The organism is Corynebacterium sp. zg254, from assembly GCF_024701495.1.
GTDB classification, from domain to species: Bacteria; Actinomycetota; Actinomycetes; order Mycobacteriales; family Mycobacteriaceae; genus Corynebacterium; species Corynebacterium zhongnanshanii.
Window position 1 is genome coordinate 20,508 of the sequence record NZ_WIAR01000003.1, and the last position, 25,445, is coordinate 45,952.

The 25,445-nt window shown below is 63.7% G+C and carries 23 protein-coding genes and 1 tRNA gene; 6 read left to right on the top strand and 18 right to left on the bottom strand.

Features of this window, described 5'->3' with window-relative positions:
- Position 1: 1 nt before the first annotated feature.
- The 3 genes from purM to GC425_RS07700 are packed head-to-tail and all read right to left on the bottom strand — an operon-like array spanning position 2 to position 3,078.
- Entirely contained in the window at positions 2-1,078 is a 1,077-nt protein-coding gene (gene purM, locus GC425_RS07690; RefSeq protein WP_151842484.1) for a phosphoribosylformylglycinamidine cyclo-ligase, read from the bottom strand.
- Between the two features lie 35 nt (positions 1,079-1,113).
- Complete coding sequence (gene purF, locus GC425_RS07695; protein ID WP_151844589.1) at positions 1,114-2,640, bottom strand: amidophosphoribosyltransferase; 1,527 nt, start codon at positions 2,638-2,640, stop codon at positions 1,114-1,116.
- 48 nt (positions 2,641-2,688) lie between these two features.
- Positions 2,689-3,078 carry a sterol carrier family protein gene (locus GC425_RS07700; protein ID WP_151842485.1) on the bottom strand — a complete coding sequence of 130 codons (390 nt, stop codon included), beginning with the start codon at positions 3,076-3,078 and terminating at the stop codon, positions 2,689-2,691.
- A gap of 87 nt (positions 3,079-3,165) precedes the next feature.
- Here GC425_RS07700 and GC425_RS07705 point away from each other — a divergent pair, with 87 nt between their 5' ends.
- Positions 3,166-4,161: an acyl-CoA thioesterase gene (locus tag GC425_RS07705; protein ID WP_151844590.1), complete on the top strand. Its 996-nt coding sequence runs from the start codon at positions 3,166-3,168 to the stop codon at positions 4,159-4,161.
- Between the two features lie 5 nt (positions 4,162-4,166).
- Here the strand turns inward: GC425_RS07705 and purL are convergent, their stop codons facing one another.
- The 10 genes from purL to purD form a co-directional block, all read right to left on the bottom strand.
- Positions 4,167-6,716 (bottom strand): phosphoribosylformylglycinamidine synthase subunit PurL, encoded by a 2,550-nt coding sequence (gene purL / locus GC425_RS07710; protein WP_231699772.1) that lies wholly within the window; start codon positions 6,714-6,716, stop codon positions 4,167-4,169.
- A 1-nt stretch (position 6,717) separates the two neighbouring features.
- A complete protein-coding gene (purQ, locus tag GC425_RS07715; RefSeq protein WP_151844591.1) occupies positions 6,718-7,383 on the bottom strand; it encodes a phosphoribosylformylglycinamidine synthase subunit PurQ in 666 nt (221 codons plus the stop codon).
- A 4-nt stretch (positions 7,384-7,387) separates the two neighbouring features.
- On the bottom strand, positions 7,388-7,639 hold the full coding sequence (gene purS / locus GC425_RS07720) for a phosphoribosylformylglycinamidine synthase subunit PurS (RefSeq protein WP_151842488.1): 252 nt from the start codon (positions 7,637-7,639) through the stop codon (positions 7,388-7,390).
- A 61-nt stretch (positions 7,640-7,700) separates the two neighbouring features.
- Positions 7,701-9,860, bottom strand: coding sequence for a S9 family peptidase (locus tag GC425_RS07725; RefSeq protein WP_151844592.1), 2,160 nt, complete (start codon positions 9,858-9,860; stop codon positions 7,701-7,703).
- A gap of 30 nt (positions 9,861-9,890) precedes the next feature.
- Complete coding sequence (locus GC425_RS07730; RefSeq protein WP_151844593.1) at positions 9,891-10,724, bottom strand: hypothetical protein; 834 nt, start codon at positions 10,722-10,724, stop codon at positions 9,891-9,893.
- 60 nt (positions 10,725-10,784) lie between these two features.
- The gene (locus GC425_RS07735) at positions 10,785-11,678 is read right to left on the bottom strand and encodes a phosphoribosylaminoimidazolesuccinocarboxamide synthase (RefSeq protein WP_151844594.1); all 894 of its coding nucleotides are present in this window, start codon (positions 11,676-11,678) and stop codon (positions 10,785-10,787) included.
- Between the two features lie 30 nt (positions 11,679-11,708).
- Entirely contained in the window at positions 11,709-13,148 is a 1,440-nt protein-coding gene (purB, locus tag GC425_RS07740) for an adenylosuccinate lyase (protein WP_192930421.1), read from the bottom strand.
- A 12-nt stretch (positions 13,149-13,160) separates the two neighbouring features.
- Positions 13,161-14,456 (bottom strand): HNH endonuclease signature motif containing protein, encoded by a 1,296-nt coding sequence (locus GC425_RS07745; RefSeq protein ID WP_151842493.1) that lies wholly within the window; start codon positions 14,454-14,456, stop codon positions 13,161-13,163.
- 360 nt (positions 14,457-14,816) lie between these two features.
- Complete coding sequence (locus tag GC425_RS07750) at positions 14,817-15,638, bottom strand: Fpg/Nei family DNA glycosylase (protein WP_151844595.1); 822 nt, start codon at positions 15,636-15,638, stop codon at positions 14,817-14,819.
- A complete protein-coding gene (purD, locus tag GC425_RS07755; protein ID WP_151844596.1) occupies positions 15,638-16,894 on the bottom strand; it encodes a phosphoribosylamine--glycine ligase in 1,257 nt (418 codons plus the stop codon). The genes GC425_RS07750 and purD overlap by 1 nt, the downstream gene beginning before the upstream one ends.
- A gap of 35 nt (positions 16,895-16,929) precedes the next feature.
- On the opposite strand from purD, the gene GC425_RS07760 reads away from it, so the two are divergent.
- Positions 16,930-17,355 (top strand): HIT family protein, encoded by a 426-nt coding sequence (locus tag GC425_RS07760; RefSeq protein WP_151842496.1) that lies wholly within the window; start codon positions 16,930-16,932, stop codon positions 17,353-17,355.
- 8 nt (positions 17,356-17,363) lie between these two features.
- Positions 17,364-18,152: a triacylglycerol lipase gene (locus GC425_RS07765; protein ID WP_151842497.1), complete on the top strand. Its 789-nt coding sequence runs from the start codon at positions 17,364-17,366 to the stop codon at positions 18,150-18,152.
- On the opposite strand, the gene GC425_RS07770 is transcribed toward GC425_RS07765, so the two are convergent.
- Both GC425_RS07770 and GC425_RS07775 read right to left on the bottom strand, forming a co-directional pair.
- Complete coding sequence (locus GC425_RS07770) at positions 18,149-19,618, bottom strand: cell wall metabolism sensor histidine kinase WalK (protein ID WP_225723529.1); 1,470 nt, start codon at positions 19,616-19,618, stop codon at positions 18,149-18,151. The genes GC425_RS07765 and GC425_RS07770 overlap by 4 nt on opposite strands.
- The gene (locus tag GC425_RS07775; protein ID WP_370451981.1) at positions 19,618-20,328 is read right to left on the bottom strand and encodes a response regulator transcription factor; all 711 of its coding nucleotides are present in this window, start codon (positions 20,326-20,328) and stop codon (positions 19,618-19,620) included. The genes GC425_RS07770 and GC425_RS07775 overlap by 1 nt, the downstream gene beginning before the upstream one ends.
- 127 nt (positions 20,329-20,455) lie before the next feature.
- Here GC425_RS07775 and GC425_RS07780 point away from each other — a divergent pair, with 127 nt between their 5' ends.
- Positions 20,456-21,184, top strand: coding sequence for a L,D-transpeptidase (locus tag GC425_RS07780; protein ID WP_151844597.1), 729 nt, complete (start codon positions 20,456-20,458; stop codon positions 21,182-21,184).
- Between the two features lie 230 nt (positions 21,185-21,414).
- Here the strand turns inward: GC425_RS07780 and GC425_RS07785 are convergent, their stop codons facing one another.
- The 3 genes from GC425_RS07785 to GC425_RS07795 all read right to left on the bottom strand — a co-directional run bounded on the left by GC425_RS07785 (position 21,415) and on the right by GC425_RS07795 (position 23,303).
- Positions 21,415-22,767 carry a PH domain-containing protein gene (locus tag GC425_RS07785; RefSeq protein WP_151844598.1) on the bottom strand — a complete coding sequence of 451 codons (1,353 nt, stop codon included), beginning with the start codon at positions 22,765-22,767 and terminating at the stop codon, positions 21,415-21,417.
- Entirely contained in the window at positions 22,764-23,213 is a 450-nt protein-coding gene (locus GC425_RS07790; RefSeq protein ID WP_151844761.1) for a PH domain-containing protein, read from the bottom strand. Before GC425_RS07790 ends, GC425_RS07785 begins: the two co-directional genes overlap by 4 nt.
- A 14-nt stretch (positions 23,214-23,227) precedes the next feature.
- Positions 23,228-23,303 (bottom strand) — tRNA-Thr (locus GC425_RS07795).
- A gap of 161 nt (positions 23,304-23,464) precedes the next feature.
- Between GC425_RS07795 and GC425_RS07800 the strand changes: the two genes are divergently transcribed.
- Complete coding sequence (locus tag GC425_RS07800) at positions 23,465-25,006, top strand: threonine/serine exporter ThrE family protein (RefSeq protein ID WP_151844599.1); 1,542 nt, start codon at positions 23,465-23,467, stop codon at positions 25,004-25,006.
- Between the two features lie 55 nt (positions 25,007-25,061).
- Positions 25,062-25,442: a hypothetical protein gene (locus tag GC425_RS07805; RefSeq protein ID WP_151844600.1), complete on the top strand. Its 381-nt coding sequence runs from the start codon at positions 25,062-25,064 to the stop codon at positions 25,440-25,442.
- Positions 25,443-25,445 lie beyond the last annotated feature (3 nt).

Below are 25,445 nucleotides of genomic sequence, written 5' to 3' on the forward strand. Positions count from 1 at the left end.
CCTACACCTGAGGGTGGGATCCGCTGAGGAACGCCCCGGATTCTTCCCCATCAGCCACAGTACGCACCTCACCCAAACGCCATACCTTCATGTGGCGTGCGGTGAGAATCGCCATGGCACGCTCAGCATCCTCTTCGGATACCACGGCAACCATACCTACGCCCATGTTGAAGGTCTTCTCCATCTCTTCCTGGGCGACGTTGCCGGTGCGCGCGATCAGGTCGAAGATTGGACCAGGCGTCCAGCTGTTACGCTGCAGCTCTGCAACCAGACCCTCTGGAATCACGCGGGCGAGGTTGTTCGCCAGTCCACCACCGGTGATGTGTGCGAAGGTGTGCACCTCGCACTCCGCCGCCAGATCCAGGCAGTCCTTCGCGTAGATGTAGGTGGGCTCCAGCAGCTCCTCGCCGAGGGTCCGGCCGAGCTCCTCGATGTGCCCATCCAGCGGCAGCTGAGCGGTGTCCAGCAGCACGTGGCGTGCCAGAGAGTAGCCGTTGGAGTGCAGTCCGCTGGAGGCCATGGCGATGACCACGTCACCGGGGCGAACGCGGTCTGGGCCCAGCACCTTGTCCTCTTCCACCACACCCACGGCGGTGGCGGAGACGTCGTACTCGCCTTCCTTCATCACGCCGGGGTGCTCGGCGGTCTCGCCGCCCAGCAGGGCGCAGCCGGCGTCCTCACAACCCGCGGCCACGCCGGCCACGATGGAGGCCACGTGCTCCGGGACAACCTTGCCGATCGCAATGTAGTCCTGCAGGAAGAGAGGCTCCGCGCCGCACACCACCAGGTCGTCCACGCACATGGCCACCAGGTCCTTACCAATGGTGTCGTGCTTATCCATCGCCTGTGCCACGGCGAGCTTGGTGCCCACGCCGTCGGAGGAGGCTGCCAGCAGCGGCTTGTCGTACTCGCCCAGCGCGAACAGTCCGGCGAAGCCACCCAGGCCGCCACGCACCTCGGGGCGGGTGGCCTTCTTCGCCAGCGGTGCGAACAGCTCTACTGCCTTATCGCCGGCTTCGATGTCCACGCCGGCCGCGGCATAGGAGGTGCCCTGGGAAGGGTTGGTGTTCTGGCTCATGAGTTGTTCCGTGTTCTTCCGTTAGTGTTCTTCTACTAGTGTTGTTCTACGTCAGTGACAAAATGGTCGAGCTCATCGGCTGTATCGCACGCACTGCCCTGCAGCCGCCGGACCGCCTCCGAATGGGGATTGCCGCCCGGAAGGCCCAGCGGGTAGTGGCCGTCGAAGCACGCCTTGCACAGCTGGCTCTCCGGCTGGCCCGAGGCGGCGATCATCGCCTCCTCGGAGACAAACGCCAGGGAGTCCGCCCCGATCTCCTCGCAGATCGCCTCCACAGGATTCTTCTGATCCACGGTGTTGGCAATGAGCTCGTCGGGGGAGGCGAAGTCAATGCCATAGAAGCATGGCCACTTCACCGGCGGTGAGGCGATACGGACGTGCACTTCGGCAGCGCCGGCATCCCGCAGCATCTTAATCAGGGCGCGCTGGGTGTTTCCGCGGACGATCGAGTCATCCACCACCACAAGCCGCTTGCCCTGAATCACCTCGCGCAGCGGGTTCAGCTTCAGGCGGATACCCAGCTGGCGGATCGTCTGGCTGGGCTGGATGAACGTGCGGCCCACGTAGGCGTTCTTCACCAGGCCTTGCCCGAAGGGGATGCCGGAGGCCTGGGCGTAGCCCACGGCCGCAGGCGTTCCGGATTCCGGCACGGGGATCACCAGGTCACCCTCCGCGCTGGACTCCTGCGCCAGCGCCCGGCCGATCTGCACACGGGTGCCGTTGACGGACTGCCCCTGGATCACGGAGTCCGGGCGGGCCAAGTACACGTACTCAAACACGCAGCCCTTCGGGGTGGCCTGGGCGATCGTGCGGGAGCGCACGCCGTCCTGGTTGATGATGAGCATCTCGCCGGGCTCCACGTCCCGCACGAACTCGGCGCCCACGATGTCCAGGCCCGAAGTCTCACTGGACACCACCCAGCCGCCGCCGGGCATCTGGCCCAAGGACAGGGGGCGCACACCATGAGGGTCGCGCACGGCGTACAGGGAGTCACCGTCGGTGAACAGCACGCAGAACGCGCCGTTGACGCGCGGGAACAGCTCCGCCGCCGCGTCCTCCACGGTGGTCTCGCCATCCACGGCGTCCGCCAGCAGCGCGCACATTACGTCGGAATCCGATGGGTGCGTAGTCGGGTTCACCAGCCCTTTGTCCGCCGCCTCGCGCACCAGGTCCTGGTAGTTCACCAGGTTGCCGTTGTGCCCCAGGGCGATGTCCGTGCCATTCGGGGAAATGCGAAACATCGGCTGGGCATTGTCCCAGCTGGCCCCACCTGCGGTGGAGTAGCGGCAATGTCCCAAGCCGATGTGCCCGTTCAGAGATTCCAGAGATTGTTCGTCAAAGACCTGGCTCACCAGGCCCAGGTCCTTAAAGACAACAATCTGCTCCCCATTACCAACAGCGATACCGGCGGCCTCCTGGCCGCGGTGCTGCAGGGCGTACAGCCCGTAATAGGATAGCTTCGAGACATCTTCCCCTGGAGCCCATACACCAAAAACACCGCACTCTTCGCGGGGTTCCGTGTCCCCGTGGTCATCGTACGGAGCGGCGTAACTTTCCTTCATAGTCACGGTTGCTAACGATACCCGCAATCGGGGAAAAACCCCAACATGTCAGCCTCGAAACCGCAGCAACGGGAGGTGCTTCGCGAGCTCGGAGGCCCGGGAACCGGAGACTTCGGCGTCGGAATTCATCAATGTCTCCTCCCCCACCAGCAGACGCAGCCACGTCACGGGCGAGCATTGCACAACATTGGGCGGGGTGCCACGGCGGTGCTCGGGCCCCGGCAGGCACTGGACGGCGGCGAACGGCGGGACACGCACCTCCAGCGTGTGGCCGGGCACGCTCTGCCCCAGCAGCGCGATGGACAGGCGCACAGCCTGCGCCACCTCCGCGCGGCCGGGACGGGCAACGCGTTCGGGGTCGCGCACCCAGGGGAGGACGCGCTCGAGAGCGTCGCGCGTGGCAGAAATCAGCTCCGGACCGGATAGTTGAGGGCTCACAGGTGCCAAGATTACTCAAACCCCGTTAGCATAGATACTTTAGTTATGATTCCATTTTCTTTGATTTGTTGAAAGGTTCGCTCAGAAGTGACCGACACCCCTAATCCTGCCGTAACTCTGCGATTCCTCGCAGCCCCCACGGACGTCCTCATGGCCGGAGCCATGGGCGTGCACGGTGGCCGCGTGCTGGAGTGGATCGACAAGGCAGCCTACGCCTGCGCCACCGGATGGGCCCGCTCCTACTGCGTGACCGCCTACGTGGGTCACATTCACTTCACCCGCCCCATCCCCTCCGGCCACATGGTGGAGGTGCGCTCCCGCATCGTCTACACCGGCCGCTCCTCCATGCACATCGTCAACGAAGTGCTCTCCGCCGACCCGCGCGAGGGCGTGTTCACCCGAGCCTGCGACTGCCTGGTGATCTTCGTGGCGATGGACGAAAACCGTAAGCCGAAGCCCGTCCCCACCTTCACCCCCACCACCGAGGAGGAGATCCGCAAGGAGCGCGCCGCCCTGTCCCGCGTGCAGCTGCGCCGCGAGATCGAAGAGGAGATGCTGCGGCAGAACTACACGGACAACTCCACCGCGCCGCGCGTCACGCACCGTTTCCTGGCGAAGCCCACGGACGTGAACTGGGGTGGCAACGTGCACGGTGGCACCGCGATGCAGTGGATCGACGAGGCCGCCACGAACGTGACGATGTCCTGGTCCGGCGAGCGCACCGTCGCCGTGTACGCGGGCGGCATCCGCTTCTACCGTCCGGTGCAGATCGGGGACCTTGTGGAGGTCGACGCCCGGCTCATCCGCACCGACGCCCGCTCCATGACCGTGATGGTACACCTGCGCGCCGGCGATCCACGCGAGCAGATCGACGAGCTGCCGACCGCGATCCACGCGTCCATGACCTACGTGGCCACGGACATCGACGGCAACCCACTGGCCGCGCGTGAGTACACCCCCATCACTGACGAGGACAAGGCCCTGGCGCAGCACGCCACGACCCTGCGCCAGCTCCGCAAGGAGTACGAGCCCATCCCGCTGGTGGAGCCCACCCCGCTGGACTTTAAGTTCCTCGCGGAGTAGGTCGGCTACTCAATCACCGAGTTGTTGCCCGCCGCGTGGCTAAACAGCGCGGGCAGCGTGGACGTCCACGCGGTGCGCAACTCCTCCACGCTGAAGGTGATGTCGAAGGAGTCCGCGGACTCCACCGCCCGGGACTGATCCAGCGCGGCACCATCCGCGAACGGGGTGGCGGGGAACGCCGAGTCGGAGTAGCGCACCACAGGCTCGCCCTCCTGGTCGGTGGTGCCCGTCAGGCCGATCCAGCCGCCGGTCAGGCCGTGGTCCGCCAGGGACATCATGACGTCCTTGTACTCGGACGGGCGCACGGCCAGCAGCACGCGGGAGGCCGTCTCGGAGAACAGGGAGATGAAGCCCTGCTCCACCAGGCTGAGCTTGTCGGCCTGGTTCACCTGCTCCGTGAGCTTTTGCAGGGCTTCCTCGCCCAGCTCCTCGCCCTCCAGTACCGCGCCGATCTCGTGGGCGACGATGCGATCCATCGCATCGACGTCCTCCTCGTTGCGCAGCACCGCGGAGTAGTGCAGGGACAGCACAGGGTTGAGCGTCATGCCCAGGCCCGCGCCCGGCACGGCCATTTCCACGACGGCCTGGGACAGGCCTCCCTCAGACAGGTCGTGTGCGGCGACGATGCGCTCGCGGTTCGCGGACAGGAACGCACCCAGCTGCTTCTCCACCTGCAGGTTCACCTGCGGCGGCAGGCCGGAGAGATTCTGGTGCGCCACCTGCTGCCAGATGGAACCGCCCAGCTCGTCCTGGGTCTCGGCACCCGCCAGGATCAGGTGCAGCGGCTCTTCCACGGAGGCCGGCACGCGCTGAGGAATCCGGGTGGCCACGTCATCGATGGTGCCCAGGACCGCCACCACCGGGGTGGGCAGAATCGCGGTGCTGCCGGTCTGGTTGTAGAAGGACACGTTTCCGCCGGTCACGGGGGTTTCCATGGTGGCACAGCCATCCGCCAGGCCATGCACGGCCTCCTTGAACTGCCACATCACCGCAGGCTCCTCCGGGGAACCAAAGTTCAGGCAGTTGGACACAGCCACCGGAGTAGCACCCGTGATGGCCACGTTGCGGTAGGCCTCAGCCAACGCCAGCTGCGCGCCCATGTACGGATCCAGGCGGGTGTATCGGCCGGAGGCGTCCGTGGACACCGCGATGCCGCGGCCGGACTCCTCGTCGATACGCAGCACGCCGGCGTCGGCATCCTTCGCGGCGATGGTATTACCGCGGACGTAACGGTCATATTGCTCGGTGATGAATTCACGCGAGCACAGCGCCGGGGACGCCGCCATGTCCAGCACGGTCTGGCGCACCGCCTGGCTGGTGGTCGGCCGTTCCAGATCCGCCTCGGTCTGCAGGTCATCCTGCTCGGCCGGGCGCTCATACGGGCGCTCGTACACCGGGCCCTCCTCGGCCATGGTGCGCGGCGGGGCGTCCACCACGATCTCGCCCTGGTGCTCAATCACCAGGTGATCGCCATCCGTCACGCACCCAATATCCGACGCCAGCACATCCCACTTGCGGCAAATCTCCATGAACGCGTCCACGTTATCCGGGGTCACCACAGCACACATGCGCTCCTGGGACTCGGACGCCAGAATCTCCGTGGCGGTCATGTTCTCCGCGCGCAGGTGCACGTTGTCCAGGTTGATGTGCATACCGCCGTCACCGGCGGACGCCAGCTCGGAGGTAGCACACGTCAGGCCCGCGCCACCGAGGTCCTGGATACCCACCACCACTCCGGCGCGGTACAGATCCAGGCAGCACTCGATGAGCACCTTCTCCGCGAAGGGGTCGCCCACCTGCACGGCGGGAAGCTTGCGCTCGGCACCTTCCTCGAAGGTGTCCGACGCCAACACCGACACACCACCAATGCCATCCAACCCCGTGCGGGATCCGAAGAGGATCACACGGTTACCCGTACCCGAGGCGAAGGCTAGCTTCAGGTCCTCCACCTTCAACGTACCCACACACAGGGCGTTGACCAGGGGGTTTCCTGCATAGGACTCGTCGAAGACTGTCTCGCCACCAATGTTCGGCAGGCCCAACGAGTTACCGTAGCCACCCACACCAGCAACCACGCCCGGCAGCACGCGCGCAGTATCCGGAGCCTCGGCCGGGCCGAAGCGCAGCTGATCCATCACAGCAACCGGGCGGGCGCCCATCGCCATGATGTCGCGGACAATGCCGCCCACACCCGTGGCCGCACCCTGGTACGGCTCCACATACGACGGGTGGTTGTGGGACTCCACCTTGAACGTCACCGCGTGACCATCCCCGATGTCAATCACACCGGCATTCTCACCGATGCCGGCCAGCATCTTGGACTTCATCTCCTCCGTGGTGGTCTCACCGAAGTAGCGCAAGTGCGTCTTGGAGGACTTGTAGGAGCAGTGCTCCGACCACATGATGGAGTACATGGACAGCTCGGCGTCCGTGGGACGGCGGCCCAGGATCTCCTTGATGCGCGCGTACTCGTCGTCCTTCAGACCCAGCTCCGCGTAGGGCTGCTCAACATCCGGGTTGGCCTGCGCGTCCGCAACAGTATCGTTCTTAATCATCTTAAAAGCTCCTCAGTACAGACGTAAACAGCCCCAAACCATCCAGCGATGGGCCGGTCAGCTCCTCCACAGCGTGTTCAGGGTGCGGCATCAAGCCCACAACATTGCCCTGCTTGTTGCTCACGCCCGCGATCGCGTTGCGGGACCCGTTGTGGTTGACCTGGTAGCGGAATACTACGCGGCCCTCCCCTTCGAGCTCCTTGAGAGTCTCCTCATCCGCCTGGAAGCGGCCCTCGCCGTGCTTCGACGGCACAAGAATCTTCGAGCCCTTCTCAAAACCGCTGGTCCACGGCGTGTCCGTGCTCTCCACGTCCAGGTACACATCACGGCAGATGAAGTGCAGACCCTCGTTGCGCGTCAGCGCGCCCGGCAGCAGCCCCGCCTCTTGCAGGATCTGGAAACCGTTGCAGATGCCCAGCACAGGAACACCGCGCCCGGCCGCCTCCACCACGGAACGCATCGCCGGCGCGATCGACGCGATCGCACCCGCGCGCAGATAGTCGCCATAGGAGAAGCCTCCGGGGACGACCACGGCGTCGACCTTCTTCAGATCCTCGTCCGCGTGCCACAGTTCCACTGGCTCGCCTCCGGCGAGACGCACGGCGCGGGCGGCGTCGACGTCATCCAGAGTGCCGGGGAAGGTGATCACGCCAATGCGTGCAGTCACAGCCCTAAGCCTCCTTGCGTGCAGACTCGACTACGATGTCGTAGTCCTCAATGACAGTGTTGGCCAGAAGATCAGCGGCGATCTTCTCCAGGTCCTCAGAGGACACCCCGTCCTCCACCTCGAGTTCGAAGCGCTTGCCCTGACGGACATCCTTCACTCCGCTGATTCCGATGCGCCCCAGCGCGCGGACCACAGCCTGGCCCTGGGGATCGAGAATTTCCTGCTTCGGCATGACGTTAACTACAACACGGGCCATGGCTCTAGTGTGCTCCCAAAATGAGTTGATCCAAGTTTTCTACCTGCACAATCCTAACACCTTAACCGTCCTGGAGCCCCATGCGGTCAATCTCCCACGCCGTTTCAAAAGCAGCCTGTCGCCACTTCTCATAACGGCCGGACACGCCCCCGTGACCACCCGAGAGTTCGCACTTCAGCAGCACATCCGCCCCGGCCACCTCGCGCAGCTTCGCCACCCACTTCGCCGGCTCCACATACAGCACGCGCGTGTCATTGATGCTCGTGATCGCCAGGATCGGCGGATACGTCTTGTCCGCAGAGATATTCTCGTAAGGCGCGTAGCTCGCCATGTAGTCATACACCTGCGGATCGTGGAACGGATCGCCCCACTCGTCCCACTCCGTGACCGTCAGCGGCAACTCCGGCATCAACATGCTGGTCAGCGGATCCACAAACGGCACCACCGCCTCAATGCCCGCGAAGCGATCCCCGGCCATATTCGCCACAGCACCCATCAGCATGCCGCCGGCAGAACCACCCTCCGCCACCATCTTCTCCGGAGTGGTCATGCCTTCCGCGATGAGATAGTCCGCCACATCAATGAAGTCGTGGAACGTGTTCTTCTTGAGCAAGCCCTTACCCGTGTCATACCACGCGCGGCCCATCTCACCACCACCCCGAACGTGAGCGATGACGTACACCACGCCGCGGTCCAACATGGACAGACGGAACACACTAAAGCCCGGATCCATACTGGTCTCATACGATCCATACGCATACAACAACACCGGGTTCTCCGCGTTCACATCCACATCCGCCCGGTGAATCACACTCACCGGAATCTTCACACCATCACGGCTGGTCACCCACCGGCGCTCCGCCGCATACTCCGACGGGTCAAACTCCCGACCATCCGGACCCGGCAACACCACCTGCTGCTTCCGCAAGTGCCGCTCCCCCGTCGCCAAGTCCACATCGAACACCCGCGCCGGGGTGGTGAAGCTCGACACTCCCACGCGCAACACAGGCGCGTTCCACTCACCATTATTCCCCGTGATCACGGACGCCAGTTCCTCGTCGAACGTGATCTCCTCAAACTCGGTGAAGGCCTGGGCGCCGGGATGTTCGGCGTCGTTATTCAGGGACATCAGGAAGGCACGTTCGATCGCATGTTCGCGGCTCTCCAGCACCACATGATTCGCGAAAACGCTCACCCCCTCCACCCGGGCATCGTCACGGTGCGCAACCAGCGTGGTGGCATCGTCCAGGGAGTTCACCACCCCCACCGGGTGGTACGCCAACTCCGAGTTCACCCCATTGCGGTTGTGAACGATCAACCACATGTCCTCCCCGCCCACGATCGCGTGGTCCACCCCGTAGTCCACGTTGTCCTCACGCGGAAGGATGCACGTGAGCTCGGCATTCGGGTCCTCCAAGTCCAGGAACCACGCCTCAGACGTGACCTTGGAACCCGCGCCGATCAGCAGGAAACGCTCACTGCGGGTGGTGGACACGGACGTCCAAAAGTGCTCGTCGTCCTCTCGGTAGACCAGCTGATCCTCCTCGGAACCCAGCGTGTGCTTCCAAATCTCATGCGGACGCCACGCATCATCCACCCTCTGGTAGTAAATCGTGTCATTGCCCACCCAGGTGGCGCCATAGAAAATGCCATCGATCTGGTCATCCAGCAGCTCGCCCGTGGTCAGGTCCTTGATCCGCAAGGTGAAACGCTCATCACCCGTGGTGTCCACGGAGTACGCCAACAGTGAACCATCGAAGCTCAGGCTCGCCGCACCCAGGTTGAAAAACTCGTGGCCCTCGGCCAGTTCATTGCAATCCAGGAACGCCTCCTCATCCGGGTGAGGGGTGGCGGGATCAATCGTGGGTGGTGTCCAATCATCCGGATCCTCCACCTTGATGCGGCACATCGTGGCGTAGCTCTTGCCCTCCTGCGTGCGGGAGAAGTACCACCACTGGCGGTTGCGCACCGGCAGAGTCATATCCGTCTCCTGCACCCGGGCCTTCACTTCTTGGAAGATGTTCTCCGACAGGGTCTTTAGGTGGCCGGTGCGGGCCTGGGTGTAGGCGTTCTCCGCCTCCAAGTGCGCTCGCAGCTCCGGCGAGTCCTTCTCCCGCATCCACTCATAATTGTCCTCGAACACCCTGCCGTGATGCTCACGGCGGTGCAGGACCTTTTTCGGCTGTGGCGGGCGGGCAGATGCAGACTCAACAGTAGACATAGCCCCATATGCTACAGGGCGGGTGGCACACTAGCCCCGTCGAGGATGCACCCAGAACACGTCGCTGTCCCCGTTGCTGCAGCGTGGGCGTGGAAGTGGAGAATCGCCGGCGCAGATCCAGCCCCACCGAGACCACTGGCTGGAACTATCCCGCGCCTCGCTGATGTACGCGCGGAACACCTCCATGGCGCGCACGCAATCCGTGCCGTCCTTCGCGGCGTAGACGTAGCCCCAGTCATCCAGGAAGCCCTTTTCGCCCCTCTCGATGGTGCCGCAGACCGTGCCGGTGAGGCCGCGGCCGTTGGCATCCTTCTCCTGAGGGAAGGAGTCAGAGTAGTACTCGCCTCCCGAGACCTTAAACCAGTGCCCGCCGCGGGTGACCTGAATGGTGACGTCGTCGGTCTGCTCTACCCGGATGCCGTTGAAGGTGAAGCTCTCGCCCACTTTCAGGCGCTCTCCTGAGGTCGCTGACTTGTTGGACACCACTGGCTGGAACATTTCCAGCTCGCCTTTCCACTTCACCTTGTTGGAGTAGATGGTGTCCACGCCCTGCTCGTAGTAGATCGGTGGGTCGGCGAAGTCCACGTCGCAGTCCACGGAGCCGCGGCCGATCGTGCAGGCAACGGAGCCGTCCGCGGATTCCACCACGTACTTGCCGCCATCTTTGAAATCCTTGGCGCTGCGGTGATCGCCCTTGTGCTTGGAGATGGTGGCGCCGTCATCGCCGTCATCATTGTCATCCTCCGACGCCGAGTTCGTCAATGCCCAGTTCCCCTCCGTGAGAGTGGGCTGGGAGCAGCCTCCCAGAAGAATCATTCCGGCGGACATCACGCCCACGAGGGCGGTCTTAGGCACAGCGCGCATAAAAATACTCCTCAGATGAAAGTCTCTGAGGAATATCTTAGCTATTGCTTACGTTACTGACTAGACGCAGCTACCAATCCAGTCGGAAAAGCGCTTACCGGAGATTTTCTCGTACGCCTCCACGTAGCGGGAGCGGGTCGCCTCCACCACAGATCCGGGCAGGGCCGGCGGCGGAGTGCCTTCATTCTTGTCCCAGCCGGACTTCTGCCCGGTCAGCCAGTTACGGACGTACTGCTTATCAAAGGACGGCTGTACCCTGCCCTCTTCGTACTCGTCTGCTGGCCAGTAGCGGGAGGAATCCGGGGTCAGAACCTCATCGGCCAGCACCAGGTTACCCTCGTCGTCCAGGCCGAATTCGAACTTCGTGTCCGCCAGAATCACGCCACGTTCCTCCGCGATCTTCGCCGCCGCAGAGTAAATCGCCAGGGTGGCATCCCGCAGCTCCGTGGCACGCTTTTCGCCCAGCGCGTCCACCACCACGTCGAAGGACACGTTCTCGTCGTGGTCTCCTACTTCTGCCTTCGTGGCCGGGGTGAAGATGGGTTCCGGCAATTTCGACGCCTCAGTGAGCCCCTCCGGAAGCTCCACCCCACAGACGGAGCCCGTCTCCTGGTACTCCTTCAGCCCCGATCCGGTGAGGTAGCCGCGTGCCACGCACTCGAAGGGGATCATATCCAGCTTCTTGCACACCATCGCGCGACCCAGCACCGCCTGCGGAATCCGCTCGTCATCCAGCGCTCCCGCCAGGTGGTTGGGGAAGTCGATCTGCTCGAAGAAGAAGGCACTCATGGCCGTGAGGACACGGCCCTTATCCGGGATCTCGGTTTCCAGGATGAAATCGTAGGCACTGATCCGATCGGAGACGACCATCAACAGGTTGTCCTCATCGATTTCATAAATTTCGCGCACTTTTCCAGCAGAAATGTGCTCATACTCACAGAGTTCTGGACGCATGACTGAACAGTCTAGACCTTTCCCCTCGCCCTACAAAATGTCGCCCGGGGTGTAGCGAGCGGCCTCGGGATACTTCTGCACAATCGCATCCGCACGCTCGAGCACCCGTGCTACCTGGGACTCCGCCGCACCGATGAACGCGTGACGGTCTTCCAGCGCCTGCTCGAGGTCCTGCTCGCTCATCGGCAGCCGCTCGTCGGCCGCCAGACGCTGCACCAGATCCTGCTCACCACCGTTTTCCCGCATGTTCAGGGCCACCGCCACTGCGTTTTCCTTGATGACCTCATGTGCCGTTTCCCGTCCGACGCCAGCACGCACCGCCGCCATCAAGATGCGGGTGGTTGCCAGGAAAGGTAGGTACCGATCGAGCTCGCGCTCAATCATTGCGGGGAACGCACCGAATTCATCCAAGACGGTGAGGAAGGTCTCGCACATGCCGTCGAAGGTGAAGAACGCATCCGGCAGTGCAACGCGGCGCACCACGGAGCAGAACACGTCGCCTTCGTTCCACTGCGCGCCGGCGAGGTCCGCGGCCATGGTGAGGTATCCGCGCAGGAGGATCTGCATGCCTCCCACACGTTCGCAGGAGCGGGCGTTCATCTTGTGTGGCATCGCGGAGGATCCCACTTGACCTTCCTTGAAGCCCTCGGTCACGGTCTCGTTGCCGGCCATGAGGCGGATGGTCATCGACAGAGAGGACAGCGCCGCACCCACCTGCACCAGGGCAGACAGGGCGTCCATGTCCAGGGAGCGCGGGTAGACCTGACCCACGGAGTCGAAAACCCGGGTGAAGCCCAGGGTGGAGGCGATGTTCTGCTCCAGCTCACCCAGCTTCGATTCGTCGCCGCCCACGAGGTCCAGCATGTCCTGCGAGGTACCCATGGGCCCCTTGATGCCGCGCAGCGGGTAGCGGGACAGCAGATCCTCGAGGCGCTCCAGGCCGACCATCAGCTCATCCGCCGCGGAGGCGAAGCGCTTGCCCAGCGTGGTTGCTTGCGCCGCCACGTTGTGGGAGCGTCCGGCCATGACGAGGGACTGGTACTCCCCTGCCCGCTTCGCGATGCGGTTGAGCACGGCAACTGCCTTGTCCCGGGCTAGCTTCAATGCGGTGACGATCTGCAGCTGCTCCACGTTTTCCGTCAGGTCGCGGGAGGTCATTCCCTTGTGGATGTGCTCGTGGCCGGCCAGGGCGTTGAACTCTTCGATGCGGGCCTTGACGTCGTGGCGGGTCACCTTCTCGCGCTCGGCGATGGAGTCCAGATCAACCTGGTCGATGACAGCTTCGTAGGCGGCGATGGCGTCTTCGGGCACGTCGATTCCCAGGGATGCCTGGGCCTTCATCACGGAGATCCACAGTTGGCGCTCCAGGATGATCTTGTCTTCGGGAGACCAGATGGACACCATGTCCGGGGAGGCGTATCGGTTGGCTAGGACGTTGGAAATATTCTTCTTTGCAGGCACGACTGTCATTATCCCATACTTTTAGATTGCTGTTTCACCCCAGTAATAGAGGTGCGCGAGCTTGCTGCGAAACACCGCGAGTTCCTCCGGATCCCCGGGCATGCCGAACTGCAGATGCCCCAGCACGGTCACCTCGGCGTTGAGGAGGTCCTCCCCGTCCAGGTAGGCAGGCCGGATAGGGTCGGCCGGCGTGTCCTGGGCCCGGGCGCGTTTGCGGGACAACCTCTCGGCGAAGGTCGCTCGGGCGAGGGGCCCTTCGGCGGTGGTCGAGACCGTGTGTCCGTCGCCCTGCGAGGTCCAGACTTCGGTGGAGTCCGGGTAGCGGGCCACATCCCAGATTCCCGCGGTCTTCAACCGGTGATGCCTGCGGCACAGCAGGTGCAGGTTGTCGGTGTGGGTGGGGCCGCCATCGCTGTAGCGGTGAATGTGGTCGATGTCGCACTGATGCGCGGGAACAGCACAGCCGGGGAAGCGGCAGTGCATGTCGCGCCCCTCCACGAAGGCCCGTTGGGCCTCCGTAGGGGTGTAGCCGTCAGTCTCGGAGGGTGCCAGGTCCCGCACGTGCGTGGCGCGATCTTCCCAACGCGCCGCGTCCTCCTCATCCAGGCGAATGCCGTTGGCGAACACCTGTCCGCTCTCGCTCTTGAAGAGGTTCAGCGTGATCCGCACATCGGCTTGCCCCAGAATCAGGCGCACCACGGCCTCGCCGGTGGAGATGTGATATTTCTCTGCTGTGTTCCGGACCAGCTGTTCGATCGCATGGCCTTCGATGAGAGGAAGGTTCACAGTGATCTCGGCGCTGTGCTCGCCTCGCGTAACGCGAAACTCAGGCTTCTTGCGCTTCATCTCGCGGGGTAGAGCGTCCTGGCAGTGCACCTCCAGCACAGCAAAGATCCTCTTCACTACCTGCGCTGGGGACAAGGGGCACTGGTTCACCACGATGGGCGCGAGTGCCACGAGCACGTCGGGTTCCACTTCCCCTTCCAGACCATCCGGAACGTAGGACAGGCAATCCGCCAGCTTCGAGACAGCCTGCGGAGTGTAATGCCCCGTCACGAGCAGCCCCATCACCTCCGGATACCTGGCCAGCACCATGGCCTCCACGCTGAGCTTTTCCGCCTGATAATTCGTGAGCCCCAGCCGCGCGGCGATGCGCGTGGCATGGTCGCACACATAGTCATCCTCGGCAGGAATCGCTGCGATCATGCGCTGGACGTGCACGCGGTTAGCGCTGCGCCCCAGCTCGGCTAGCTCGTCATTCTCCGCAGCAAGGATCCAGCAGGCCCCGGCGCGTGCATACGGTGGACGGTACACCATAGCGGTCTCCCCCTTCCCCCTATTTCTATCATTATAGTGTTCTATTCTTCTGAGTTGAATCCCCTCAACTCCCTTGCGCACAAGCCTACAACACACAACACATTAGGTCAAGTGTTCGATACAACTTTTTCGCAAGAAACACCTCAACCCCGGTCCGGAGGGATCGGGGTTGAGGTGCTGACGTTTCAAGAGGAGAGTTAGACCGTTACTTCGTAGCATTCACCTTTCACGTGGGAGTCGATGGTTACCAGCTCAACTTTTCGAACCAGTGAGACCTAATCTAAAGCCCGATTCTGCCAAAAAGCTGAAAAGCAACTACAGGTTTCCTACGCAATTAGTAAGCATTCCCACTATGCACCCCTACCGCCCCTGGCAGCCTGGACACCAAAACAGATTGCGCCCCTCCAACACCCGCTCCTGAATCTCCGCGCCGCACACATAACACGGCAAACCTGCACGTCGATACACATACACCTCGCCGCCATGGTCGTCCTTGCGCGGCGCTCGCCCCATCGCCTCCGGCATGTGCTCCGGCCGCACCGTATCAATCCGACCCGCGGCCTCCCCCGCGCGCATCAGCGCCACCAAGTCCTCCCACACAGCATCCACCTGCGCCGGCTCCAAGTCCACGCCGCGCACATCCGGATGAATCCCCAGGCGAAACAGGGTCTCCGCTCGATATATATTTCCGACGCCCGCGTACAGCCCCTGATCCATCAACAGGGAACCCACCGTCCGGCGGGACTTCAGGACACGGGCGCGCATCTCGGCACGCTTCTCGTCCTGGTCGGTTCTCAACGGATCCGCGCCGAGCTTCGCGGTGGCAGCAGCCATCTCCTCCTCCGTGATCAGTCGGCACCATTGGGGGCCGTGGAGATGGGCAACTTGGGCGTCGTTGGACAGGGCAAGACGCACCTTCCCCTGGAGGGGACGGTCGGCAGCCTGGAACCCCAGCGACCCGATCAGGCCCAGATGGATGTGGACGATGCGTTCGGGGGACGGGGCGCTGAAGTGGATGAACAGGTGCTTGCCGAAGGCCTCGGCGCGCTCCAGGACTGTGCCGTCAAGGAGCGCGGCTTGGGATGCGAACACACCCTGGGGCGAAAAAACATGCACCGGCTGGCCCGCGAACTCGGTGGTGAGCATGCGGGCCAGCCGGTGAATCACGTGACCTTCGGGCACTAGATCTCGATGCGGCCTTCCACGGCCGGAAGCGCGATATCCGTGCGGTAGTGGCCGCCCGGCAGATCCACGGTGTCCAGGACGCGATAGGCCGCGTGGCGGGCCTCCTCCAAGGTCTCGCCGCGGGCGATCACGTTCAGCACACGGCCGCCGGCGGAGACAAGCTTCCCATCCTTCTCGGCCACGCCCGCGGCACGGATGCCGCGCTCCTCGCTGCCGGGCTCCGCGCCGGTGATCTCTGCGCCGGTCTTCGGGGACTCCGGGTAGCCCTCGGCGGCCAGCACCACGGTCAGGGCGTAGCCATCCTTCCACTCCAATGGAGGCAGCTGATCCAAGGTGCCCTCCGCCACGGCGGACAGCACACCGGCCAGCGGGGTCTCCAGCAGGTCCAGCACCGCCTGGGTCTCCGGGTCACCGAAGCGGCAGTTGAACTCCACCACGGCGGGGCCCTCGGCACCCCACGCCAGTCCCGCGTACAGCAGGCCGCTGAACGGCACGCCGTCCTCGGCCATCTGCTCCGCTACAGGCTTCACCACGTCGTTCACGATGGTCTCCACGCCATCAGCCGGCAGCCACGGCAGCGGGGTGTACGCGCCCATGCCGCCGGTGTTCGGCCCCTCGTCGTTGTTGCCCACGCGCTTGTGATCCTGCGCGGGCAGCAACGGAACCACGGTAGTGCCATCGACCAGGCAGAACAGGGAGATCTCCGGGCCCTCCAGGAAGCTCTCCAGCAGGACGGGGTTGCCGGCCTGATGCACAGACTTAATGTGCGCCACGGCGGCCTCGCGGTCCTCGGTCACCACCACGCCCTTACCGCCAGCCAGGCCATCGTCCTTCACCACGAAGGTGGGGCCGAAGTGGGCGAGGGCGGCGTCGATATCCTCATCACGCGCACCAGGTTCCAGGGACTGAGCACGGGCGGTTTTCACCCCCGCACGGAGCATAATATCCTTGGCGAACGCCTTCGAGCCCTCGATCTGCGCGGCCTCCTTCGACGGGCCGAACACGGAGAAGCCCTCCGCGCGCAGCATGTCCGCCAGACCGGCCACCAGGGGGATCTCCGGGCCAATAACAACCAGCTCAGGCTGGAGTTGCTTCGCAAGTTCTACGGGGTCGGCGTCGGGGTGGATCGTGGCGCAGCCGGTCATGCCCGCATTGCCAGGGCTGACGTGCACGTCGCTCACGCGAGGATCGGAAGACAAAGAATAAGCCAACGCGTGTTCGCGGGCTCCATTACCAATGACAAGAATGCGCATGCAGACAATACTACCGCCCGCTACCATCGAACAGTATGCCAAGTGTATTCACGAAGATTATTAACGGTGAGCTGCCCGGCCGCTTCGTCTACCGCGACGACAGCGTGGTCGCATTCCTCACCATCGAGCCGCTGGCCTACGGTCACGTGCTGGTCGTCCCCATCGAGGAAACGGACAAGTGGACCGACCTGGATCCCGCCACGTGGGCGCACCTCAACGAGGTGGCGCAGCAGATCGGGCAAGCCGTGATCGCCGCGTTCGGCTCCCCGCGCGCCGGCTACATCATCGCCGGATTCGACGTGCCCCACACCCACATCCACGTGTTCCCCACGTCGAAGATGAGCGATTACGACTTCAGCAAGGCACTCGGGATGAACGAGACCGATCCGCAGAAAATGGACGACGCCGCCGAACGTATCCGCGCGGCACTGTCCTCGGCGGGTGTCGCCACGGGGGTATAAGGCGCCCGATGCCCAATTCCTTCATCCGACGGATCAACGAGGTGGGCCACTGGGAGGAATCACCGGACTACCCGGTCTCCCCGTCTGAGCCCCGCCCCGTGGTGGTGATCCATGGCACCGTGGGAGGGCGCGGCAACTTCGCCCGCCTGGTGCCGTACCTGCGCTCCCGCTTCGACGGCCGCTCGCGCCGCGTGTTCAGCGTGTCCTACGGGGACAACGGCACCACGCACCTCCTGGAGTCCCTGGAGGAGATCGAGCAGCAGCTGCTCACCCTGCAGTCCTCCACGAAGGCCCGCAGCTTCGACGTGGTGGCGCACTCCCAGGGTGGGTTGCAGTCGCTGGCGGTGGCGTCCCGCCCCACGGCGGGCCACCTGATCCATCACATTGTGGGCCTGGGCGCTGACTTCCGCGGGGTGCGGATGCCATGGTCCTCCTTGCCCGACGCCCGGCGCGCGTGGTTCAACCAGGTCGTCGAGGGGGTTGCGGGTCCGGCGTTTGCCCAGCAGATCGCGGGCTCGCCTCAGTTGGAGACGATGCTGCGCGAGGTGGGCGATTGCACTGTGCCCATCACGCAGATTGCCACGCAGTACGACCGCACGGTGCCGGTGGAGGCAGCGTTTTCCTTGGCTGATGACAACGAGCTGACGGGCCTGCCCGCGCACCCCGGGCCGCTGCGGCTGGTGCTGGTGCAGCAGTACTACCCGGAGTTGCGGGTGGCGCACAACATGTTGCTGCGGAATAACAAGGTGGCGCGCATGGTGAAGTACGCGCTAGAGCACCCGCCGCAGCATTCTTAGTCGCTGTCCGGTGCGGCGGGCAGGGTGATGTGGAAGGTGGTGCCCTCCCCGAGGGTGCTGTCGACCGTGATCTTTCCGCGGTGCGCCTCCACAAGTCCCTTCACGATGGACAGTCCCAGGCCGGAGCCTCCGGAGGCGCGGCTGCGGGAGACGTCCGGGCGATAGAAGCGCTCGAAGAGGTGCGGCAGGTCCTTCTCGGCGATGCCCACGCCGTTATCCACCACGTCGAGGATCACCTGGTCGTCCCTCTTGTCCAGCACGATGCTCACCTCCGCGTCCTCGCCGCCGTGGCGCAGGGAGTTGGTCAGCAGGTTGCCCACCACCTGGTGGAGGCGGTTGACGTCGCCAATCACCACGGGGATCGAGCCGGTGCGGTTGTTGACGGTGATGGTGCGGTCGGGGAACCCGGCGCGGGCGGAATCGGCGGACTCCAGCACCAGCTCCAGCATGTCCACCTTCTCCTCCACCAGCGGACGACCCTCGTCCATGCGCACCAGCGCCAGGAGGTCCTCCACAAGCAAGGACATGCGGGCGGATTCTTCGGATATCTTGGCGAGCACCATGTCGGCGTCGTCGGTGGCACCAGATTGGTACAGCTCAGCGTAACCTCGCACGGAGGTCAGGGGGGTACGCAGTTCGTGGGAGGCGTCGCCGATGAAGCGGCGCATCGATTGTTCGGACTGGCGCGCGGCCTTTTCGGAGCCGGCGACGGCCATGAACGCGTACTGGATCTGGGTCAGCATGCGGTTCAGGGCGGCGGACAGGCGCCCCACCTCGGTGTGCTCCGGCAGGGCCGGCACGCGCTGATCCAGCTGGCCCTGGGAGATGAGGGAGGCGGTGTTCTCCACCTCGTTGAGCGGCCGCAGGGCGCGGCGGACCAGCAGCATACTGAACACGATCACGAGGATCAGGACGCCCGCGCCGATGAAGAACTGCAGGGACAGGAGGTGCCGGATGATGCGGTTCTCGTCGGACAGGGGCAACGCGACAATGGTGACGATGCCGTCCGAATCCCGCACGCTAATCGCGCGCCACGGGTCGGAGGAGGCGGAGCCCTGCTGCGCGGGGACGGTCACGGGGCCAGTGGGCTCGATCAGGGTGGTGAGGTCCGGCTTCGAGTCGTTAATCGAGTTGAGGTACTGGTACACCGTGTCCCCGGAGACTTTGAGCACCACGAACTTCGACGGCGGGTGGTCCGGCCCCGTCTGGGGCATGGTGCTGCCCCACTCCGATGTGGCGTCGCCGTGGGAGTCCTCATCCGTGGAGTGGTTGAACGCCCACGTGCGGGTGGCCTGCTCCAGCTGCTGATCCACGCGATGAACCAGGAAGCCCTGGAGGATTCCAGTGACGGCCAGGCTGGACAGGAACAGCCCGATGGCCACGATCACGGTGATCAGCAGCACCAAGGACACCCTGAGGGGGAAGCGCGCCAGGATACCTTTTACTTTGCGCGTTGTTTTCGGCACTAGACTCGCGGCTTCCGCAGCACGTAGCCCACGCCGCGGACGGTGTGGATCAAGCGTGGTTCCTTCGTATCAATCTTGCGGCGCAGGTAGGACACGTAGGACTCCACCACGTTGCCGTCGCCGCCGAAATCGTAGTTCCACACATGATCCAGGATCTTGGACTTCGACAGCACAACCTCCGCGTTGACCATCAGGTAGCGCAGCAGCTTGAACTCCGTGGGAGACAGCTCCACGACCTCGCCGCCCTTGGTGACCTCGTGCATATCGTCGTCCAGGGTGATGTCCTCATAGGTGAGGACGGAGGAATCCTCCTCCGTGTCCTCCACGGACACGCGGCGCAGAATCACGCGCAGGCGGGTGATAACTTCCTCCAGGCTGAAGGGTTTGGTGACGTAGTCGTCGGCGCCGATGGTCAGGCCGTGGATGCGATCCTCCACGCCATCTTTGGCGGTGAGGAAAAGCACGGGTGCCTCGTGTCCGCGGGCGCGCAGCTTGGACAGCAGTGTGAACCCATCCATGCCAGGCATCATCACGTCCAGGATGAAGGCGTCCGGCTGGAACTCCTCGGCGATCTCCAGGGCCTTGAGTCCGGAGTCCGCGGTTTCCACGTCAAAGCCCTGGAACTTGAGGCTCACTTTGATGAGATCAGAAATATTTGCCTCGTCATCAACGACGAGGACTTTGATCGCTTGGGATTGAGGCATGGTCATAGACTCCATAGTTGAACAGCGACGTCTCTATAATCTGAATACTAGCTGGAAGTTCGCTGTGAACGCAGATTCGAGACACACCGAGACTCAACTTGGCAAATTCTCAGCTAATCTTTATACTTTCCCCATGATCTCCCATCGCAAGAACTCCGTCCGCGGCAAGGTCGCCGCAGTGGCACTGTCTGCTTTGACGGTCGCCGGCATGTCCACCGGAATCGCCTCCGCGCAGCCAGCAGCTCCTGGCAGCGCCCCGGCCCCTACCCAGGGTGACTTCAACAACTGGGTTCTGGACCAGCGCGACAACTTGAGCGCCCAGGCCGACGCCCTGCCAGAGCAGTTCCGCGGCCCTGTGCGTGACGCCATCGACAACACCACCAACTTCGTGGCACCAGGCGCCCTGCAGGCACGCGCCGACGAGACCGCGCGCCGCGACGCCGCAGCCCGCGCCGAGCAGGCCCGCATCGCAGCAGAGCAGGACGCGGCACGCCGCGCCACCAACACCGCGAATACCCCATGCCCCGCATGGGCACGCGCTTGCGTAGACATCGCCGGCCACCGCTCCTGGCTCCAGGATGGCGGCCGTACCGTCTACGGTCCCGTGCGCTCCAACACCGGCCGCCCAGGCCAGGAGACCCCACGCGGCACCTTCACCATCCAGTACAAGGTGAAGGATGAAGTATCCCGCGAATTTAACAACGCCCCGATGCCATGGGCAACCTACTTCACCAACTCCGGTCACGCTTTCCACCAGGGTGACCCAACGGTTCAGTCTGCAGGCTGCGTGCGCCTCGACGCCGACTCCGCCCGCGCATTCTTCAACCACCTGAACCCAGGCGACAAGGTCTTCATCTACTAAGAACCACCTCGCATAAAAACCGCCCCCAAGGGGCGGTTTTTTCGTTGTGCGCCTGCGTTATTTTCTCAACTTTAAGAGGATAAGGACAAGCAGGGTTGGAACGATCAGCAGCAGTAGAACCACAAAAATAATAATGAGCAGTTCATAGATTCCCATGATTAATCCTTACCTTCGGGATCTAACGGCAAACATAGTATAGCTTATGACATCATAGATTAGGGTAGGCTCAGCTATTTCTCCGCAGGCATATCCGGCAGGCGGCGCTGGCGCAGGCGCGTGAGAAGGGCGGCGGCGTCGGCAGAATCCAGGTTGCGCCCCGCCATGCGCACCGGGCCGCCTACCAGTTCGAAGCTCACTGTGGCGAGGCCCAGCATCTGGCTGAATGGCCCGGCCATGTACGTCAGCTCCTGGATGTGAGACGTCTCCACCGCCATCACTCGCCGCGACAGCCTGCCCTCGTGGACAATGGCCACGCCCTCATGCAACGTGACGGACTGCTGACGCAGATCCATCGGGGAGACCCACCGCGCCCTGTCCGGTGAGGTGTACGTGGGCCGGGTGTGTCCCTCCGGGCGCGCGTACTGCTCGATATCGGCTGCGGACAGCGCCGAGACCAGCTCAAATAGCTCCAGTGCCTGTTCGCGCGTACCGACCGGCAAGATACGCGTGGTGCCGGACGCCTTGCCGGCCACAGCACCATAGCCCGCCACCGAGACGTGCACCTGGTACCACCCGAACAGCCGCCACAACAGCGGCTGGCTCACCCGCACCCCGTGGATGCGGTCCAAGCGGATGGTTTGCCGGCGCCTATCCGCCAGGCCATAGGACAGGTTCAACACCGTGTCCCCATCGGCCTCATCGCAGTGCAGTGTGAACTTCCAGGACGTATCCACCAAGTTCCATACCGTCGGCACCATGCCCACCAGGAAAGGCACCAGTGCCGCCAGGCTCAAGGGGGTGAACACCACCGCCACGGCGGCCGCCACCGTCAGCAATGTTCCCGGTCGAAGTGCCTCGGCAACCATCGTACGTTGGATGGGGACCTGTTCGATCATGGGCCTGGCGTCGGCGTCGGTAGGTTCAGCAGGAGCACTGTGCACGTGGGACAGGATCTCCTGCCGCACGCTCTCCGCCACCTGCTTTTTCAGGTACAAGATCTGGATCGCCGAGGACTCGCCGCCGGCAGTCTCCACCCGCACCGCGGCAAGCCCAAATACGCGGGCAATCAGGTCCTCCACCACATCGACCGCCTGGATGCGCTCATAGCGGGCGCTGCGCAATGCCGTGGTCAGCACGCCGTGGCGAAAGGCGATCTCCTCGTCACCCAGGCGGTAGCCCATCCTGCGCCACCACACCCCCGAGACCACCCAGATCCCTGCGCACACCGCCACGAATCCGCCCAAGGCAACCAGCGCCCAGCGCGTGGCCGCGCCCCAGTGGCCCTCGTTCAAGAAATGGGCCAGGTCAGATACGGTAGACAGGCTGGTATTCAGCACCATAATCGTGAACACCGCCAGAATGGCTGTCCAGAAACGCAGCAGCGGCGTGAGGCGGTGCACCGGGCGGTAACCCTGCTCGCTCATAGCCCGCTCATTCTCTCTCGGGCTTGGACGGTCAGCCGCTCACGTAACGCGTCAGCCTCCTTCGCCGGCAGGCCCTTCACCTTGGCATCAGTACCTGCCGAGGCCGTGTGCAGCTGCACTGTCTTGAGCCCCCACAGACGCTCCACCGGTCCGGAGGTGACGTCGACGAATTGGATGCGGCCGTAGGGCACCACAGTAAAGGTGTGCCAGAGTTTGCCGGTGGTGATGAGAAGCTCGTCGTCGGTTTCCAGCCAGCCCATGTTGCGCACCTGCGCCGGGATGAGCCACAGCAGCCACACAAAGATCGCCAGGAGCACCGCCGTGCCGACGTAAAACCACGGGTGCCCAAAGAACCCGGCGGCAGTCTCTGCCAGGATGAGCACCGCCCAGAACGACAGGTGCGTCACGTAGCGCACGGGGACCAGCTTGGGTGACACCGGGTGCATATTCTCAGGGCTCATGGAGCTGAGGACGGGACTTGAACCCGCAACCTACGCATTACAAGTGCGTTGCGCTACCAATTGCGCCACCTCAGCATGGCGTACAGCCTCCTAGAGATTAGCAGTACACAGGTCTTTGTGAAAACCACCCCGCAGACCGCTACGGTAATGGGGTGGGAAGCTTCGCAACAAAGATTTTAGCCAAAGGGTCCGATCTGCTCTTTTCCGGAAATCGGGCGACCATTGACGCCATCCGCATGGCGCCGCCTCCATCCCCGCTGGCGCCGGTGGACCTCACCGACCCCAACCAGGTCCAGGACGTGATGGACCTCGCCGCGCGCATCGGGGACTTGCTGCTGGCTGCGGGGACGGGTAATTCCGACGCCCGCGCGCATATCCACGCCATCACCACCGCCTACGGCCTGTACTACACGCACGTGGACATCACGTTGAACACCATCACGGTCTACGCCCGCGTGACCGATGACACCCCGCCCGTCAACGTCTTCCGCGTGGTCCACAAGCTCTCCACGGACTACTCCCACCTCACGGAACTCGACCGGCTGATCCGTTCCATCGTGCGCGGCGCCGCCCCACTGGATGAGGCGCGCGCCATCCTCACCGAGATCGAGCAGTCCCCCCTGCCCTTCCGCAACCGCTACGCCCTCCTGGCGTGGGGCGGCTTCGCCGGCGCAGTGTCCCTGCTGCTCGGCGGTGGCTGGGCCGTGGCCGTGGTCGCCACGATCACCACGCTGTTCATCATGACGCTGAACGCCTGGCTGGCATCCAAGTCTCTGCCCATGTTCTTCCAGAACGTGCTGGGCGGATTCATGGCCGTGATCCCGGCAGCGATCTGTTACCCCCTGGCGCAGATGTCCGGGCTGTACCTGCCGCCGTCGTTGGTGATCGCCTCCTGCATCGTGGCTCTGTTGGCGGGACTGCAGCTCGTCCAAACCATCCAGGATGGGGTGACGGGCGCACCGATCACGGCGTCGGCACGATTTTTCGAAACGATCCTGATGACGGGCGGCATCATCGCGGGTATCGCGGTGGGGATTCAGGCGGTGGATCACATCGGTGTGTCCCTGCCGCCGCTGAACACCAGCCAAACCTCCGGCATTCTGGGGACGACGGCGGTGCAGATCCTGTCGGGCGCGTTCGCGACGGCGTTTTTCTGCCTGGCGAACTTCTGCGAACGGCGCGCCACGCTGGTTGCCGGGACGACCGCGCTGCTGGCGTCCATCTCCTTCTTCTTCATCACCGACGTGCTGCAGCTGTCCCTCATGATGGCCAACACCGTGTGCGCGCTGGCCGTGGGCTTCGCCGGAGGTATCCTCTCCCGCCGCTTCCTGCTTCCCCCGCAGATCACCGCCGCCACGGGCATCGTGCCCTTTCTGCCCGGCCTCGCCCTATATAGAGGTATGAGCTCCCTGCTGAACGACGAGTTCATCCAGGGGCTGTCCAACCTGGCGCTCGCGCTGGCCACCGCCACCGCCCTGGCCGCCGGCGTGGTCTTCGGCGAATGGGTCGCCCGACGCGTGCGCCGCCCGCACATCCTGCACCGCGCCGGACGCGTCCTGCGCCCCGTCATCCGCCCCGAAGGCTCCCGGCGGCAAACGCGAGCATTCTCCCCCGTCTATTGGCGCAAGGGAACAAAGATGGGGCTGCGGGCACCGTGGGCCTGGCGTCGATCCACAGACACATCTATTTATGAAGTGTTCGACGATACGGAATTGGACTTCAACGACAGCAGCTCAGACAGCAATGCAGGGGACAGTGAGCGGATGTCTGAGGGATAACGTAAAATGGAACGAACAATACACCGATCGACGTAGAAGTTAAGGGGTCGCGCACGTGCCGCCAAAGGTTACTGATAACCGTCCTGCCAATTCTGAATCTCTCCACGCGGTAGAAGCAGAGACCGCCCAGGCAGCACAGCGCATCGTCGCCACCTATTCGGAAGATTTCCTCGATGCAGCGACGCTGATGTGCATGCTGGGCGTGGAGCCCGACGGGCTGATCCACCGCCGCGTGGTCGAAGAGCTGGAAGCCCAAGAAAAGGAAGCCAAGAAGGCTACCCGCAAGACCACCAAGCGCGCCTCCAAGAAGGCCACGAAGAAGGCTGCGAAAAAGGCGACCAAGAAGGCCACGAAGAAGGCAACCAAGAAGTCGACGAAAAAGACCACTAAGAAAACCACGAAAAAGGCCGCGAAGAAGACCACAAAGAAGGCCTAACCC